Consider the following 15,210-nt stretch of genomic DNA (forward strand, 5'->3'; position numbering starts at 1 on the left):
TGCGCATGAATCTCATCAATTTTATCACTTTGTTTGTAAAAGACCTTAATATGCTTCCTATCCAAGCTTTTCTTTGTAGTGATGTGCCTGTTCCAGCATCATGTCCTTGACCTTCATCAGGCGTATTTGGGTACTGCGCTCGTTTTCGTCCAGCTTCATCGTAATATAGCGGATGTTGTCCTGCATTTCCGGAATCATTACATGCTCAAGGGCGTTGACTCGGCGCCTGGTCTTCTCGATTTCCGCCGCGAGCAGTTGGCAGGCTTTCTCACATTCCGCCAGCCGGAGCATATCCGGCAGCAGATCGGACAGGGATTTTACCGCCGAATCAAGATCACCAGAAGTAAAGGCGTACCCGTAGGAATAAATGTCATTCGCGTCGGATGTCCTTGTTTTGTAGTGATATTTCGGAATTTCCACACTCATCACATTTTGGGTTTCCAGTTCCAGGGTGACCTCCTGTTTGGGCGTCATCAGCGCCACGTTCAGAATTTCATCAGACATGACGGACCGCGCCAGCACAAAATTCCGGTTGGCCACCGCAATCCCCTGTTCCACTTTTTCCCGAAGCGCTTTGTTCTCCCGAACAAGGTCAAGAAAACGGCGCATCAGTTCATCTCGTTTGTCTTTCAAAAGCTTGTGCCCGCGCAGCGCCGTGACCAGCTTCTTTTTCAAACGGGTCAGTTCCATTCGCGTTGGATTCACATGAACAGTTGCCAAAAGTGAGCCCTCCTTTGCAAGTGTTTTCCGGACGGTTACTTCCCGTAGTATTGATCCAGAAATTCATCTTTAATTCTCTTCAACTCGCTGCGGGGAAGGATGGAGAGCAGCCTCCAGCCGATGGCAAGCGTCTCCTCAATATCCCGGTTGGCCTGATACCCCTGGGACACATATTCCTTCTCAAATTCGTCGGAGAACTTCGCGTAAAGCCGGTCAATGTCAGTCAGGGCGGCTTCGCCCAGAATAACCATGAGCTCCTTTGCTTCTTTTCCGCGCGCATAGGCGGCGAACAGCTGATTCATGGTGTTTGCGTGGTCGGCGCGTGTCTTTCCTTCGCCGATTCCTTTGTCCTTCAGTCGGGAAAGCGACGGCAGAACGTCGATCGGCGGTGTAACACCCTTGCGGTACAGCTCGCGGCTGAGGATGATCTGCCCTTCCGTAATGTACCCGGTAAGGTCCGGGATGGGGTGCGTCTTATCATCTTCCGGCATGGTCAGAATCGGAATCAGCGTAATGCTGCCGGGTTTTCCCTTCTGTCTGCCAGCCCGCTCATAAAGCGAGGCAAGATCGGTGTACATATATCCGGGATACCCTCGTCTGCCGGGGACTTCCTTCCGCGCGGCGGAGACCTCGCGTAGGGCGTCCGCATAGTTGGTAATATCGGTCAGAATGACCAGGACGTGCATATCTTTTTCAAAAGCAAGGTATTCCGCGGCGGTAAGGGCCATTCTGGGGGTCGCGATGCGTTCGACAGCGGGGTCGTTCGCAAGGTTTACAAACAATACCGCACGGTCGATCGCGCCCGTTTCCCGGAAGCTCTCAATAAAGAAGTTGGATTCTTCAAAGGTGATACCCATGGCCGCAAACACAACGGCAAAGGGTTCCGAAGTACCGCGCACCTTCGCTTGACGGGCGATCTGGGCGGCCAGATTTGCGTGAGGCAAACCGCTGGCCGAAAAGATCGGCAGCTTTTGCCCGCGTACGAGCGTATTCAACCCGTCGATGGCGGAAACCCCGGTCTGAATAAATTCCTGCGGGTAATTGCGCGCGGCGGGATTCATGGGAAGCCCGTTAATATCCATACGGCGATCCGGCAGTATTTCCGGTCCCCCGTCGATAGGACGGCCAAGGCCGTCGAATACACGGCTGAGCATATCCTGCGATACTCCCAGTTCCATGCTGCGGCCCAGAAAGCGCACGCGGCTGTTGCTCAGGTTGATGCCGGTCGAGCTTTCAAACAGCTGTACCAACGCGTTTCCGCCGTCTATTTCCAGCACCTTGCAGCGGCGCTTTTCCCCGTTGGCAAGCTCGATTTCACCCAGCTCGTTGTAGTTTACATTTTCCACGCCCTGTACCAGCATCAGAGGGCCGGCCACTTCCTGTATGGTTCTGTATTCCTTCGGCATCAGTACTCCTCCTTCTGTTCAAGGCTTTGGATTTCTTTGTGCATAACCTGCAGAATATCCTGGTATTCCTGCTCCATGCGGTCGGCGGGAATATATTTAAAGCGGCCGATCCGCTCGCGCACCGCCATAGAGACCAGTTTGTCGGCGGAAACACCCCGCGCCAGCGCCTCCACGGCTTCCTGATAATATTCGAGCACCAATTTCATCATGGTGTACTGCTTTTCCAGCGGCGTGTAAGTGTCCACCTCATGGAAGGCGTCCTGATGCAGAAAATCCTCACGGATGGAACGGGCGGCCTCCAGCTTTAAGCGGTCCGGCGCGGAAAGGGCGTCCATACCGACCAGCTTTACAATTTCCTGCAGCTCAGCCTCTTCCTGAAGCAGACGCATGATCCGGCTTCGCTGCTCCATCCAATCGGGATGCACATGGGAGTTAAACCACTTTTCCATTGTATCCACATAAAGGGAATAGCTGGTCAGCCAATTGACCGCCGGGAAATGCCTGCGGTATGCCAGAGCGGAATCAAGGCTCCAGAACACCTTGACGATACGGAGCGTTGCCTGGGAAACCGGTTCAGAAATATCGCCTCCGGGAGGCGAAACGGCTCCGATGACCGAAAGCGCGCCCTCTCTCGGGGTGTGGCCAAGCGAGCGTACCCGGCCCGCCCGCTCGTAGAACTGCGCCAGACGGCTGCCCAGATAAGCTGGGTAGCCTTCTTCGCCGGGCATCTCTTCCAGACGTCCGGACATTTCACGGAGCGCTTCCGCCCAGCGTGAGGTGGAGTCCGCCATCAGCGCCACGGAATATCCCATGTCCCTGAAATACTCCGCGATCGTAATACCTGTATAAATAGAAGCTTCACGGGCGGCAACCGGCATATCGGAGGTGTTTGCGATCAGGACGGTGCGCTTCATTAGCGAATAACCCGTTTTCGGGTCCTTCAGCTCGGGAAACTCATTTAAAACGTCCGTCATTTCGTTTCCGCGCTCCCCGCAGCCGATGTAGACAACGATATCTGCTTCCGCCCACTTGGCCAGCTGATGCTGCACAACGGTTTTCCCGCTGCCGAACGGGCCGGGAACCGCCGCCACACCGCCTTTTGCAATGGGAAACAGCGTGTCGATCACGCGCTGTCCGGTAACGAGCGGCATTTCGGGGGACAGCTTTTCCAGATACGGCCTGCCTACGCGGACCGGCCATTTCTGCATAAGCGGCACCCTATGTTCCTCTCCGTCGGCGGAGCGTATGACCGCAATGGAACCCGTTACGGTAAAATCGCCTTCTGAAATACCGGAAACGGTTCCGCTCACACCGTTGGGAACCATAATCCTGTGTACCACGATTTCCGTTTCCTGCACGGTACCCAGAACATCCCCGGCTGCTACTTCGTCCCCCGCGGAAACGCAGGGAACAAAGTGCCACTCCACATCGCGCTTGAGCGCTGGAATTTCCACACCGCGATGCAGGTTGTTGCCGGAAGCCTTCATAATATCGTCCAGCGGGCGCTGGATCCCGTCGAAAATGCTGCCGATCAGTCCAGGCCCAAGCTCCACGCTCAGCGGGGCCCCGGTGGATTCGACCGGTTCTCCCGGCCCCAGACCGGAGGTCTCCTCGTAAACCTGTACGGAGGCACGGTCCCCATGGATTTCTATAATCTCGCCGATCAGCCGCTGATCGCTGACACGCACAACGTCGAACATGTTGGCGTCGCGCATTCCCTCCGCAATGACCAGTGGCCCGGCGACTTTCCGGATTGTCCCTTTACTCATATTGTCACCTGCTCTTTTCGTTTTCATCGTTAAAGATAATATCGGAACCAACAGCCTGTTCCACCGATTTGCGGACATGCGCCATTCCGGCTCCCGTATTTCCCGAAACGCCGGGAATCAAAATAATCGCGGGCACACGCTGCGCGCGGTACCGGTCGACTTCCGGTTTCAGCGCGGCGGCCAGCGCTTCTGTTATATAAATGACCGCGTAACCGCTTTCCGCCAGCCTGCGCAGAGTTTTCGCAGCCTGTACGGATTCCGCCTCCGGGTAAACGTCAAGTCCAAGGGCCGCGAAACCGTAAACGCTGTCGCGGTCGCCCATTACTGCAATCTTATACATACATTTCCCTCAGCCTTTCCCGCACGGATTGCTCCGGCAACTGATTCCGCTTGCCGGACAAAACAATGCGCACCACACGGATTTCGTTTTCCCGTGCGAGGAAATAAGCCGCAAGCGGCCCTATGGTGAGCGGGTTGTATTTCTGTGGGCGGATCGCCCGCATGATCCGGTTGTCACACCAACGTTCAAACGCGGATACCGATTCCCGAAGCGCGTCCTCCGCCTGCGCATAGGGGGTGGAGCGCAGGTATTGATAAAGCTTCTCTTCTCCCTGCGCGGCGGCCTGTGCAAGCTCCTCGATATTCACGGAATCACACGGCGCCAGAGCGCGAAGAATCACCGGAAACGGTTTTCCGGTAGCGCAGGCGCGCGCGGCGACTTTAATATCCGCGGCGGCGACCGTCAGCTCCGCGTATTCGCGGATAAGCTCGTTTTCGGAAGCTTCTCCCGCGCTTTTCACAGCCAGAAGAGCCGCCCTGTCCAGAATAAAATCGCATAGCTGGCCGTCGCCGATGTGAAGAAGCGCATCAAAAGCTTCCTGTGCCGGGACGCGCATCGGTTCCGGCAAAAGCGAATAGTCGCGCTCCCTGACAGCCTGCAGGACCGTTTGTGTTTCCACCGTTCCGCCGCTTTGAAAAATCCCCTGCGGATCCGTACCTGAATACACAGCCTTGATGGCGGCTTTCAGGTTATGGTAATCGTTCGCACAGAAAAACACCGAAAAATCGGACAGGTCATCCAGCAACTCCTTTAACAGGGCCCATGTCTTTTCCCGCTCCGCCTCCAGCATCTTTTCCGGGCTGTCGTAGCTTTTCGCGTCCCCCCAGCCCCTGCTGTGGAGCAGTGAAAGGCACTCTTCCTCGTCTTTGGCGGAAAGAAGCTGCTCCATTGCCTGTGCGTTCAGCAAAGAAAGTTCCTTTGATCGAATACGCGCCACCGCATAAGCGTACTGCGTGTCGGACATCAGATCTCCCTCCTTTGCTTTCAGCGGAACAGCAGCTCATTGACCCGGTCGGTCAGCCGCTCGTGCTCCGCTTCAAATAAGGCGTCGAAGGAACAGTTCTCCTCAACACCACCGTAAACCAATATAAATCCTCCGCTTAAACTGCGGGTTTCTTCGGAAATTTTCAAGGAACCACTCCTAGCCCTTGCCGTTTCTTCCAGGCGTTGGGCAAAGCCCTCCGGTACCCTGCTGTGATCCTCCGGAGAAAGGATCATTTCTCCCTCCTGCGGCAGGGCGGCTTTGGCGGCTACCTTCAGAATCACATCGAAATAGGAATCATCCGGCAGCTCGGACAGGGTCTGACGAACCCTTCCGATAACGTCACGGATCATTTCCTGTTTAGCCTGCAGCACCTTCTGCCGTTTTTTCAGTTCCGCCGAAGACTGTGCCCGTTTCAGAATTTCCACGGCGGCCTCTTTGGAGCTCCGGATGATCTCTTCGGCCTGCCGACCGGACGATTTCCCAGCTTCTTCCTCAATGCCGGCCGCTTCCCGCTCCGCCGCGGAGACGGCCTGCCCGGCGGCGGATTCCGCTTCGTCCAGAATCTCCTGAACGATTTTCTCTAATCCTGTCATTGACAAGTTCTCCCATCAAACATTAATTCCGCCGATCCCGAAAACCGCAAGAATGGAGACCAGCAGCGCAAGAATGGCATATGTCTCTACCATCGCCGGAAAAATCATGGCTTTACCGAACTGGTCCGGGCGTTTTGCAACCAGGCCGATGCTGGCGACCGCGGCGCGGGCCTGCCGCAGCGCGGACCAGTAACCCACAACAGCGATAGGCATACAGGCAAGGAAATAAAGAAGCCCCTTTGTGAGCGATATGTCTGCATTGCCGCCCAGAACGCCGATTTGGGAAAGAGTAATAAACGCTACCAGAAGGCCGTAAATGCCCTGTGTACCCGGAAGAAGCTGCAGGACAAGGACTTTGCCGAATTTGCCGGGGTCCTCCGTGACAACACCGGCGGCGGCTTCTCCTGCCAGACCGACACCGCGTGCGGAACCGACGCCAGCCATCAAAGCACCCAAAACTGCACCAAGCAGTGCAAAAGCAATCCCCATTTTATCCATTTTTATGATCCTCCCTGAATTTGAAATATTGAGTATTTACAGCGAACGGATGAAACTTCCGGCCTCCGCCGGAATAAAATTTCCCGAAAAACTCCACAAACTGCAGGCGGTTGGTATGGACGTAGGCGCCAAGCAGATTGATCCCGATATTCATTGTGTGACCTAAAAGGAAGATGATTACAAATACCACCGCACCGACCGCGTTTCCTCCGACCATGCTTCCCATCTGATTGATGACGGTGGCGATGACTCCGGTGGCAAGGCCGAGCGCAAGCAAACGGGAGTAGGACAATACATCGCTCAGATAACCCGTAATGTTATAGAGGCTGTACAGACCTTTGAGAATACGTTTGAACCAGTTCCGGGACTCCCGTCCGCCAGTCAGGATAATACCGACTGCAGCCGCGACCGCGGTATAAGAGGCCACGCTGTTCAGCAGCGACGGGATCGCGACAGAAGCACCCGCGATATCTGCAAACATCTTCTGACCCAGAAGAAGAATAATCAAACTGATCAGAAGTAAGTACCAAAATACGACGTCATAAAGAGCATCTTTGTATTTTCCGGCGCTCACCAGCTGATAGAAATTCATAGCGAGGCCCGTAAACAAATGAACCAGACCAACGACAAAGCAGAACATCAGCATCCGCATCGGCTGGTTCAGCGGCGCGAACCACAGCGGCGGGATCGTCAGATGGGTTCCGAAAAACGTTTTGGAGACCACATCCACCACATCACCGAAATAGCTGCCGAACATCACGCCCCAGAAGACGGTGGAGATCCCGCAGAAGAAGAACATTTTCAGCGTATTCCGCATGCTTCTCTCCATATTTTTGAAGTGCAGAAGACAAATTCCACAGATAACGGTCAGAAGAGCTCCGTAGGCGGCGTCGGAAAGCATCATGCCGAAAAGCAAATAGTAAAAGATAGACATGACCGCCGTCGGGTCGGCCTCACCGGCGCCGGGCAGGCTGTAGCTTTCCACCACCGACTCGACCGGCGCGGCAAAGCCGTTGTTGCTCAGCAGAACCGGAACATCCTCCCCTTCGGAGGGGTCTGTAAAAGCGACTGTAACGGGAAAATTCGCGGCCAGTTCCTCTTCCAGCGCGCCGGTTTCCCGCTTTGGCAAATAGCCCTTCAGGCAAAAGGTCCGCCGCGATTGGTTCAACCTGCTGATGACTTCATATTTCTCAAGCCGCATGGTATAGTAGTCCAGCATGAATTTCAGATCTTCCCGCGCGCCATCATGGCTCCTGATTTCGTCCTGTGCTTTCTTGATTTTTTGCGCCAGCTCTTCAATATTGCCCCGAAGCTTTTTGATCTGTTCCGCGGGCGGTACGGCCGGGACAACGGCGGGCTTTGCATACCCCAAATCCCGCAGCCGGTCTTCTACCGAACGCGCGTCGGCACGCAGACAGAGGGCCATCACGCACGTCTGCTCCGGAGAGCTGCTTACGATTTCCACGGAAACGGTATCCGCCCCCGAATCACTGAGCTGTTCCTCCAAAACCTCCTGCTCCAGCCCGGGCGGCAAAACCCCGACAAAAGCGGTTGTTTTGCCCGTCCCGAAAAAATTCAGCGGCAGATCGAAACTCTCCCAGGGAGCAAGCGCCTCCATCTGAATTTTCAGCTTCGGAATTTCCGCCTGATTTTCTTCGACTTCCCCCGAAAGGACATTCAGCCGGTACGCGAGCTGAAGCATGGATTCGCGCTGCTTCGCAAAAGAGTCATAATGTTCAACCGTCGTTACCTGCCTGCCTTCCAAAGCAGAAAGCAGAGGTTTTGACTCTGGCGAATAACGGTTCAGAATGCTTAACGCCTCCCGAGAAGCCGAAATTCCCTTTTCCAGTGTCGCCCGGGCCGGAGCGGTATCCGTTTTCCGGAAGACATCGTCTTCGTCCGGCCCGTTGCTTACTTCAACGATTCCACGCCGCTGCAGCATTTCCAGTATTTTTTTACGATCTTTTTTCAGAGCGCACAATTCTATTCGCTGCATGGGCACCACAGCCATAATGCAATCCCTCCTTTTATGAAAATAAAATCAGATCAACTCCGCCAAAACAGTCTGTACCGTCTGTGCCTCCCTCTCTCTGACCGTTTCGCGCAGAGCGGCGATCTCCTGTTCGGCCTGTTCAAGAGCCTGCCGGAACACGTCCGTTTCCTGCCGATGGGCATTCTCCAATTCCACTTTCGCCTGTTCCCGTGCCCGGGACACGGCTTTTTCTGTCAAAGCCGAAGCCCGTTCTTTCGCAGAGCGGATGACTTCCTCCACCCTAAGAGCAGTCTGCTGCTCAAGTTCCTGAGACTTACGCTCGGCCTGACGAATGGTTTCTACCGCCTGATTAGCCAAAATATCACCCCCAAATTAAGCGTCTTCATCACCTGATATTCTCAGTTTACAAAAAAAGAAAAAACATATAAAGATTTCATTAAGATTTATAATAAACGAAAATGAATAGTATATCAATGCGGAATACCCGGATTTAAAGGTAAATTAACAAAAAATATTATAATAGTTACTCCCTGGCAGTGAACTGCACCCCAAAAGTTTGAATCGGTGTTTACGAGCTCGGCATTTTTATGGCTCTACTTTAGAAAGCCTGTATGGAGGTTTTGGAGAAATTTTCTCCGATTCCCCTGATGGCGGTAAAATGGCGTGAAAAGAAATGAAAGTGGCAGAGTTTTGCGATTTACATGTAAATCCCCACATGTTATACTAAACATGCTCAAAGATTTATCTAAAACTGAATGCGGGAATAAAGGCACCTTTTAAATGAGGTGTTTTTATCGCACGGCGGTTTTTTCCCGCCTCGGAAGCAGCACTTAGCAGCAATTTGCCGAGTGCTGCTTTTATGTTTTCGGACAAACAATAACAATAAACTGTAGAGTTTAAGGCACGACTTGGAGAAGAAATTAGTCACTACTGACCGCCGGAAACTGGTTAAGCGCAAGAAAGCTCAGCAAGAAATCTAATGCGGATGTAACACGCAGTTAATACGCATAATCGAAAGAATTACTCTTTTTATACATAATTAATACGTACAGATTGATATACAGTGAACGAATCATCTGCCGTCTGCGGCATCTCTTATACACAGCCACCAGCATTAAAAAAGCGGAGTATATGCAATCTGTTGCACAGATACACGGTACCAGCATTGAGGAAAACAATGGGATCGTGAAAATCACTTTTTCAAGCCTAATGCTCAAACGCAAACAGTGGCAAAGCTCGGATCTTCTCATTGATCCCCTGTACTTTGCCCTAAGCGACTATGCTGACCGGCATACTCCAGAGAAATTCAGGGAATGCGTTGTTTGCTTCGTCAACGTTTACTGCAGAGACCTGCCATCCCGCCGCATCCGGGATTATGGCAATGTGGAACTGAAACAGGCTTTGGACGTGATTGGCGTCTTTCTTCTGGAGGATGATTCCGGGCGGCTCTGTGATGTCTACAACACCACTGAACTGGGCGAAGCAGACTGCACATGCATTTTCATCATGCGAAAGGACTGCTTTCCGGAATGGCTCGCTAAGCGTCAAAATCAGGTGCAAGCCATATCGGATTTTTGAAGCTTTCTGGCAAGAATTTTCCGATATGCTTAAGACGGGTTGAAAGTCCCGGTATATCAGGTTTTTTGCCTGATTTTACCGAGGCTTTTTTACCCCGGATTTCAGTCGATACGGTAGATTTTAAAGGAGGTGACGACTATTACCGCACTGGAAAGGGACACGCAGACGTACCTGCTCCTCAGTCTCGTCGCTGTATCGGGAGAACTGCCCGCCAGTCAGTCCACAGGCTGATTGGGAGTGCAAGCTACGGCGAAAAGCTCCTGACATCTCTGCGTGACAGGCGTTTACTTCGCACCTGCTATAAGGATCAGCTGCGGGGACACAGGCTGACCGCAAAGGCTAAGTCATTGCTGTTGGCGGATAATCACAGCCGGTTCTCGTTCTATCTTACCGGCAACACCGATACCAACCTAATTAAAAGCGAAGTGACTCGAAGGCTGCGTCTTCACCGCATTGCTGAAACTACGGTAACAATGAAGAATGCTGGTGTCCATTTTTCTGGATGGAAAGCCGGATGTTTTTTATCCGGAGGGATGCAGCCGTACACAGCCGCTTACAGTCGAACATGCAGCCTATTACAATTATCGTGAAATGAAAAAGGTAAGCGGTGAGTTTGCCAAAATCCGGGGTGCAAGAGCGGTTGGAATTCTGCTGACTGAGCAGGATGCTTTTGTGACCTACAATACCGGCGACGCCCTGATGAAATGGGAATACAAGTCCGAAATGCGCACCAAGGCGTTATCTAACTCATGGTAAACCATAGGCGAGCGTTAAGAATATGCAGATTGGTACATGATAACCCATGAAAGCAATTAAAATACTCGTAAAAAATGTCTTAGAAACCAGTAACCATACTGTAGCATATCGTACAAGCAAATTGACATAAGTTTTATCGAAAGGCATGGTGATAAAATGAAAAAAAAGGAAATGCAAGTAACTTGCAAAAATGTTTTCAAAAGCGGCGAAAACACGACATTAAAAGAACAATTCACACAAAAGTGGATTGAGATTATCAATCAAATTGAAAAAAATAAAAGGATAGCAATCGGTAAACGGTAATATGCAAGCCATTTGCTATATGATATAATAAAATTAGGAAATGGCTTGTTCTATCTCTATGGAGATATGAATGTATGAAAACAGCTATATATTGCCGCTTATCAGAAGAAGATAGAAACAAGCATGCTGAAACTGACGACAGCGAAAGCATCCAGAATCAGAAGTCCATGTTGATTCAATACGCTATGGAAAAGGGGTGGGAAATCTATCACATTTACAGCGATGACGATTACACAGGTGCGGATAGAAAACGTCCGGAGTTTAATCACTTATTAGAGGACGCTCAGCAACATAAATTTGATATTATCCTTTGTAAAACGCAATCACGATTTACCCGCGAATTGGAATTAGTCGAAAAATACATCCATGGGTTATTCCCTGTTTGGGGTATTCGTTTTGTAAGCATAGTCGATAATGCGGATACCGCTAATAAAGGGAATAAGAAATCCCGGCAAATCAACGGGCTTGTAAATGAGTGGTATCTGGAGGATATGTCTGACAATATCCGCAGTGTTTTGACTAACAGACGAAAAAATGGTTTTCATATTGGTGCTTTTGCTCTCTATGGGTATCAAAAAGACCCGGAGCAGAAGGGACACCTCATCATTGATGAGGAAGCTGCTGCCGTGGTCAGGGAAGTTTTCGTTCTTTTCTCGCAGGGGTACGGTAAAACAGCCATCGCTCGTATGCTCAATGACAGGGGCATACCCAATCCGACGGAATACAAGCGTTTACATGGGTTGCGTTATCATCAGCCCAAAATGAAAAACAGTACTCTTTGGAAATATTTTGCTATCTCAGATATGCTGACAAACGAAATCTATATCGGTAATATGGTACAGGGGAAATATGGCAGCGTGTCCTACAAAACCAAGCAAAACAAGCCGCGGTCGAAGAGAGATTGGTATAGGGTTGAAGGAACGCATGAGCCAATTATAGAAATGGAACTTTGGGATAAAGCGCAAGCCCTGATTGCACAAAGAGCGAAGCCATTTGATGTAGGTACAATCGGACTGTTTGCACGAAAAGCCCGGTGCGCGAATTGTGGTTATATGATGCGTTCCTCTAAAAATCGTGGGAAACACTACTTGCAGTGTTCAAACCGCCACGTAGCAAAAGATGCTTGTACTGGCTCTTTTATTTCCGTTGACAAATTGGAGCAAACTGTCATTGCTGAGCTGAATCGTTTGGCAGCAGAATATCTTGACAAGGACGAATTATCGCAGCAGATAAAGTTTTGTGATCATTTGCAGGAGCAAAAATCCCGTATCCTTGCCGATATTGCAATCTATGAGAAAAAGATTGCAGAGTATACAAAAGGAATTCGTGATCTGTATATGGACAGAGTGAGGGGCATTATTACAGAAAGCGATTTCGTGGAATATTCAAAGAGCTTTACCGCCGAGAAAGAGCGGTTGGAGCATGTTGTGGCTGACGGCCAAAGGCAGATATCGGAAATTGATCAAAAAATGGAAACGGGCGATAACCGTCGGCAATTGATCGAGCAATACACCAGCCTCGAACACCTCAGCAGGGAGATCGTTGATACATTGATCGATTACATATCAATCGGCAAACGAATTCTCGGTACAAAGAATGTTCCTATTGAAATTCATTGGAACTTTTAGCGCAAAGTTGTTTTTATAGGATTGCAGCAGAGCAGAAAGCGCGCACCACATATGACAATATCCTGCGCTTTGCCGACGACCCGGACGTCCGTGACCCGATTAAGTTCCTGCGTCAGCGGGAAGTGGTTCATTACCAACGCTTCGGTGAAGGCCTGCGTATCATTACCGATCAGCTTGATTCAAAGAATTTTTATGCTTTCAATCCGGCATTTGATACAAGAAAATAAATTCAGGTATGATAATAGCCCTCCCAGCAGTCTGAATGCCGGGAGGGCTATTTTGTGTTATCTCGATGTTGCTTCCAGTCCTCCATCCTGCCTGATACAAGCGCCTGTAATGTGTCCCGAACGTGCTGAAGCAAGGTACACTGCAAGGTCGGCAACCTCTTCGGGGTTAGCATACCGTCCGTCCGGATAAGCTCCGCTGAAAGCCTTTTTCGCTTCTTCTACAGAAACCTTCTCTCCTAAAAACTTCTTCTCAATGGAACGCATCATCGGGGTATCGATCGCTCCCGGACAAATACAGTTCACACGAATATTGCTTGCGGCAGTCTCCAGTGCCACACATTTGGAAAGTCCCGCTACAGCATGTTTGGATGAAACATAAGGAGACATACCGGAAGCCCCTACAAAGCTTCCGTTAGAAGCAATATTTACGATAGAGCCGCTTTTCTGCTTAATCATTTGCCGCACCGCATATTTCATACCATACATTGGGCCGAACACATTAATGTTATAAACCTTCATGAAATCATCATAGGTTTGCTCGGTAATCGGGGCATTGCGTCCTTCAAATCCAGCGTTGTTAACCTGAACATCCAAACCGCCGAAGGTCTTAATTGTTTTCTCGACCATTGCCTGAACCTGTTCTTCCTTTGTAACATCTACCACAAACGTGAGCAGATGATCTGCCGGAAGGTTCAGCGAAGGAACAAGCTTATCCAATTTTTCCTGTTTAGTCGAAGAAATGGCCAGTTTACAGCCCTCCGAAGCGAATGCTTTGGTCAAAGCTTCTCCTACTCCTCCGGTTGAGCCGGTAATCATAACCACTTTGTCCTTTAACTCTAAATCCACAATAACGCACTTTCCTTTCTTATTCACTTTTTATCATCAACAACAGTTTCAGATTACACCATATTATAACATAAAAAATCGAGAGGAAGTCTGTCTAAGCAGACGGAATGTTGAACAAAAGGTTGTTGACTGATAGAATGAAAGAAGGTATCATTGTAAGCAAGGCACGAACAAAACAACGGATATTTCCCAAAAGAAGAACACTGATCAAAACCAGGCGCCGCCTCTGCGAAACGCAAACGGGCTAAGGAATAAAAACCGGGTACTTCTCAATAGACCATATAAATCATTACCAAATGGTATCAAAAGTGAAAAAGGAGAGGATAAAAATGAAGAAAGGTATCAGTTTGCTGTTAGGCCTGGCATTTGCCTTTGCCGTATCAGCCTGTTCATCTGGCAACAGCGCTTCTATCGCTTCCAATAGTGCTTCGGCTGCTGCTTCAGTTGCTTCTGCCGTTTCCGCTGCATCCGAACCCACGAGCTCTGCCCAAAAGCTTGAAGTTGATAAAAATCTTCTTGACGTAACGATCACCTTCCCCGCGTCAATGTTTGAAGGTACCGATACAAGCCAGGCAATAGAAAATGCCGAATCTGAAGGAGTCCAGGTCACTAAAAATTCCGATGGATCCCTGACGTATAAAATGAGCAAGGCGACCCATAAGAAACTGATGGACGGGATGAAGAAAAGCACATCGGATTCACTGAGTCAATTAAAAACCAGCGGCGATTATGAATCTATCACCGATGTAAAGTATAATGACGATTTCAGTCAAATTTCAATCGTGGTAAATAAAGCTAAATATGAGTCCAGTTTGGATTCATTTGCCTCCCTGAATGCCGGCTTGCAAGGCATGTTCTATCAGATATTCGATGGAAAAGATGCAAATCATTCAACGGTTAAAGTCGATTTTGTGGATGAAACCGGTAAAGTGATAGAAAGCGTGACTTATCCGGATGCCCTTAAAAATTAAAGAAATAAATTCTTTTCTTCCCTGCACCTTTCCGGTATGCGGATAAATCTATCTGGAAGAAATCGACAGGCGAATTGTGCGTATTTACGTAAAGCCTTCGCCAATCTGAAAGCCGAGGCCCGAGGGGAAAGAGAAACCCCCGCCCAAACATGAAACAGCCCTCCCGGCAGTCAGAATGCCGGGAGGGCTGTTTTATCAAACAGGGCCTTAGAGGCAGAACGATAGGAACCAAGGCCCATACGGATTAAGCGACAATACAGCCGTAAAGCTCCGTAAACGGATGCGTTTTGCAGTCTTTTAACAGACCTGTGTAAAAAGCCACTGCGTTATCAATGGTACCAATTCCATAGAAAACCTCATAATTGCGATAGGCCTCCGTGTGCTGTGTCAGTTCCAGAATTCCCTTTTCCAGCCGCGGAATAAAGGAATCCGCAGGCCCTATGTCTTCCTGATTCAGAACCGTCCAGCCGCTTGAAGCCTCAATCAGACTGCGAAGGTCCCATAAAATGCTGTGATTTCCGCCTATGGTGACCCATTTATCGCTTTGCATTTTCACACATAAATAAACACGATATTTCATCAGATTTCCCCCATAAA

Annotated in this window: 16 protein-coding genes and 1 pseudogene; 6 read left to right on the plus strand and 11 right to left on the minus strand. The window is 50.0% G+C overall.

Annotation, left to right across the window (positions count from 1 at the left end; all coding sequences use genetic code 11):
- Window positions 1-57: 57 nt before the first annotated feature.
- Genes ACRQU7_RS15275 through ACRQU7_RS15315 form a run of 9 tightly spaced genes read right to left on the minus strand, consistent with a single transcriptional unit; the run spans window position 58 to window position 8,661 of the window.
- Entirely contained in the window at window positions 58-720 is a 663-nt protein-coding gene (locus ACRQU7_RS15275; RefSeq protein WP_444641632.1) for a V-type ATP synthase subunit D, read from the minus strand.
- A gap of 35 nt (window positions 721-755) precedes the next feature.
- Window positions 756-2,126 carry a V-type ATP synthase subunit B gene (locus ACRQU7_RS15280; protein WP_038325583.1) on the minus strand — a complete coding sequence of 457 codons (1,371 nt, stop codon included), beginning with the start codon at window positions 2,124-2,126 and terminating at the stop codon, window positions 756-758.
- Window positions 2,126-3,895: a V-type ATP synthase subunit A gene (locus ACRQU7_RS15285; protein WP_444641633.1), complete on the minus strand. Its 1,770-nt coding sequence runs from the start codon at window positions 3,893-3,895 to the stop codon at window positions 2,126-2,128. The genes ACRQU7_RS15280 and ACRQU7_RS15285 overlap by 1 nt, the downstream gene beginning before the upstream one ends.
- Before the next feature lie 4 nt (window positions 3,896-3,899).
- Window positions 3,900-4,235, minus strand: coding sequence for a V-type ATP synthase subunit F (locus ACRQU7_RS15290; RefSeq protein ID WP_038325586.1), 336 nt, complete (start codon window positions 4,233-4,235; stop codon window positions 3,900-3,902).
- Window positions 4,228-5,199 carry a V-type ATPase subunit gene (locus ACRQU7_RS15295; protein ID WP_444641634.1) on the minus strand — a complete coding sequence of 324 codons (972 nt, stop codon included), beginning with the start codon at window positions 5,197-5,199 and terminating at the stop codon, window positions 4,228-4,230. Before ACRQU7_RS15295 ends, ACRQU7_RS15290 begins: the two co-directional genes overlap by 8 nt.
- A gap of 20 nt (window positions 5,200-5,219) precedes the next feature.
- The gene (locus ACRQU7_RS15300; protein ID WP_444641635.1) at window positions 5,220-5,813 is read right to left on the minus strand and encodes a V-type ATP synthase subunit E; all 594 of its coding nucleotides are present in this window, start codon (window positions 5,811-5,813) and stop codon (window positions 5,220-5,222) included.
- 15 nt (window positions 5,814-5,828) lie between these two features.
- Complete coding sequence (locus ACRQU7_RS15305) at window positions 5,829-6,311, minus strand: V-type ATP synthase subunit K (RefSeq protein ID WP_038325591.1); 483 nt, start codon at window positions 6,309-6,311, stop codon at window positions 5,829-5,831.
- A complete protein-coding gene (locus tag ACRQU7_RS15310) occupies window positions 6,304-8,322 on the minus strand; it encodes a V-type ATP synthase subunit I (protein ID WP_444641636.1) in 2,019 nt (672 codons plus the stop codon). Before ACRQU7_RS15310 ends, ACRQU7_RS15305 begins: the two co-directional genes overlap by 8 nt.
- A 30-nt stretch (window positions 8,323-8,352) precedes the next feature.
- Window positions 8,353-8,661 (minus strand): hypothetical protein, encoded by a 309-nt coding sequence (locus ACRQU7_RS15315; protein WP_038325594.1) that lies wholly within the window; start codon window positions 8,659-8,661, stop codon window positions 8,353-8,355.
- Between the two features lie 696 nt (window positions 8,662-9,357).
- Here ACRQU7_RS15315 and ACRQU7_RS15320 point away from each other — a divergent pair.
- The 5 genes and pseudogenes from ACRQU7_RS15320 to ACRQU7_RS15340 form a co-directional block, all read left to right on the plus strand.
- A complete protein-coding gene (locus ACRQU7_RS15320; RefSeq protein ID WP_444641637.1) occupies window positions 9,358-9,882 on the plus strand; it encodes a DUF6100 family protein in 525 nt (174 codons plus the stop codon).
- Between the two features lie 480 nt (window positions 9,883-10,362).
- On the plus strand, window positions 10,363-10,638 hold the full coding sequence (locus ACRQU7_RS15325; protein WP_444641638.1) for a hypothetical protein: 276 nt from the start codon (window positions 10,363-10,365) through the stop codon (window positions 10,636-10,638).
- A 156-nt stretch (window positions 10,639-10,794) separates the two neighbouring features.
- Entirely contained in the window at window positions 10,795-10,941 is a 147-nt protein-coding gene (locus tag ACRQU7_RS15330; RefSeq protein ID WP_444641639.1) for a hypothetical protein, read from the plus strand.
- 74 nt (window positions 10,942-11,015) lie between these two features.
- The gene (locus ACRQU7_RS15335) at window positions 11,016-12,569 is read left to right on the plus strand and encodes a recombinase family protein (RefSeq protein WP_444641640.1); all 1,554 of its coding nucleotides are present in this window, start codon (window positions 11,016-11,018) and stop codon (window positions 12,567-12,569) included.
- Window positions 12,570-12,589: 20 nt separating this feature from the next.
- A pseudogene (locus ACRQU7_RS15340) lies at window positions 12,590-12,796 on the plus strand (manganese catalase family protein); the annotation flags it as partial.
- Window positions 12,797-12,853: 57 nt separating this feature from the next.
- Here ACRQU7_RS15340 and ACRQU7_RS15345 read toward each other — a convergent pair.
- Window positions 12,854-13,642, minus strand: coding sequence for an SDR family NAD(P)-dependent oxidoreductase (locus tag ACRQU7_RS15345; RefSeq protein WP_444641641.1), 789 nt, complete (start codon window positions 13,640-13,642; stop codon window positions 12,854-12,856).
- Window positions 13,643-13,971: 329 nt separating this feature from the next.
- On the opposite strand from ACRQU7_RS15345, the gene ACRQU7_RS15350 reads away from it, so the two are divergent.
- The gene (locus ACRQU7_RS15350) at window positions 13,972-14,613 is read left to right on the plus strand and encodes a hypothetical protein (protein WP_444641642.1); all 642 of its coding nucleotides are present in this window, start codon (window positions 13,972-13,974) and stop codon (window positions 14,611-14,613) included.
- A gap of 244 nt (window positions 14,614-14,857) precedes the next feature.
- Here the strand turns inward: ACRQU7_RS15350 and ACRQU7_RS15355 are convergent, their stop codons facing one another.
- A complete protein-coding gene (locus ACRQU7_RS15355; RefSeq protein ID WP_141826115.1) occupies window positions 14,858-15,193 on the minus strand; it encodes a hypothetical protein in 336 nt (111 codons plus the stop codon).
- Between the last annotated feature and the right edge of the window lie 17 nt (window positions 15,194-15,210).

It is taken from the genome of Caproiciproducens puteiluti (assembly GCF_052442865.1).
Classification (GTDB): Bacteria; Bacillota; Clostridia; order Oscillospirales; family Acutalibacteraceae; genus Caproiciproducens.

Excerpts from the sequence above, each read along its gene's own strand:
- ACRQU7_RS15280 (WP_038325583.1), bottom strand. The coding sequence starts at position 2,126 with ATGCCGAAGGAATACAGAACCATACAGGAAGTGGCCGGCCCTCTGATG.
- ACRQU7_RS15285 (WP_444641633.1), bottom strand. The coding sequence starts at position 3,895 with ATGAGTAAAGGGACAATCCGGAAAGTCGCCGGGCCACTGGTCATTGCG.
- ACRQU7_RS15290 (WP_038325586.1), bottom strand. The coding sequence starts at position 4,235 with ATGTATAAGATTGCAGTAATGGGCGACCGCGACAGCGTTTACGGTTTC.
- ACRQU7_RS15295 (WP_444641634.1), bottom strand. The coding sequence starts at position 5,199 with ATGTCCGACACGCAGTACGCTTATGCGGTGGCGCGTATTCGATCAAAG.
- ACRQU7_RS15300 (WP_444641635.1), bottom strand. The coding sequence starts at position 5,813 with ATGACAGGATTAGAGAAAATCGTTCAGGAGATTCTGGACGAAGCGGAA.
- ACRQU7_RS15305 (WP_038325591.1), bottom strand. The coding sequence starts at position 6,311 with ATGGATAAAATGGGGATTGCTTTTGCACTGCTTGGTGCAGTTTTGGGT.
- ACRQU7_RS15310 (WP_444641636.1), bottom strand. The coding sequence starts at position 8,322 with ATGGCTGTGGTGCCCATGCAGCGAATAGAATTGTGCGCTCTGAAAAAA.
- ACRQU7_RS15325 (WP_444641638.1), top strand. The coding sequence starts at position 10,363 with ATGCTGGTGTCCATTTTTCTGGATGGAAAGCCGGATGTTTTTTATCCG.
- ACRQU7_RS15330 (WP_444641639.1), top strand. The coding sequence starts at position 10,795 with ATGAAAAAAAAGGAAATGCAAGTAACTTGCAAAAATGTTTTCAAAAGC.
- ACRQU7_RS15335 (WP_444641640.1), top strand. The coding sequence starts at position 11,016 with ATGAAAACAGCTATATATTGCCGCTTATCAGAAGAAGATAGAAACAAG.
- ACRQU7_RS15350 (WP_444641642.1), top strand. The coding sequence starts at position 13,972 with ATGAAGAAAGGTATCAGTTTGCTGTTAGGCCTGGCATTTGCCTTTGCC.
- ACRQU7_RS15355 (WP_141826115.1), bottom strand. The coding sequence starts at position 15,193 with ATGAAATATCGTGTTTATTTATGTGTGAAAATGCAAAGCGATAAATGG.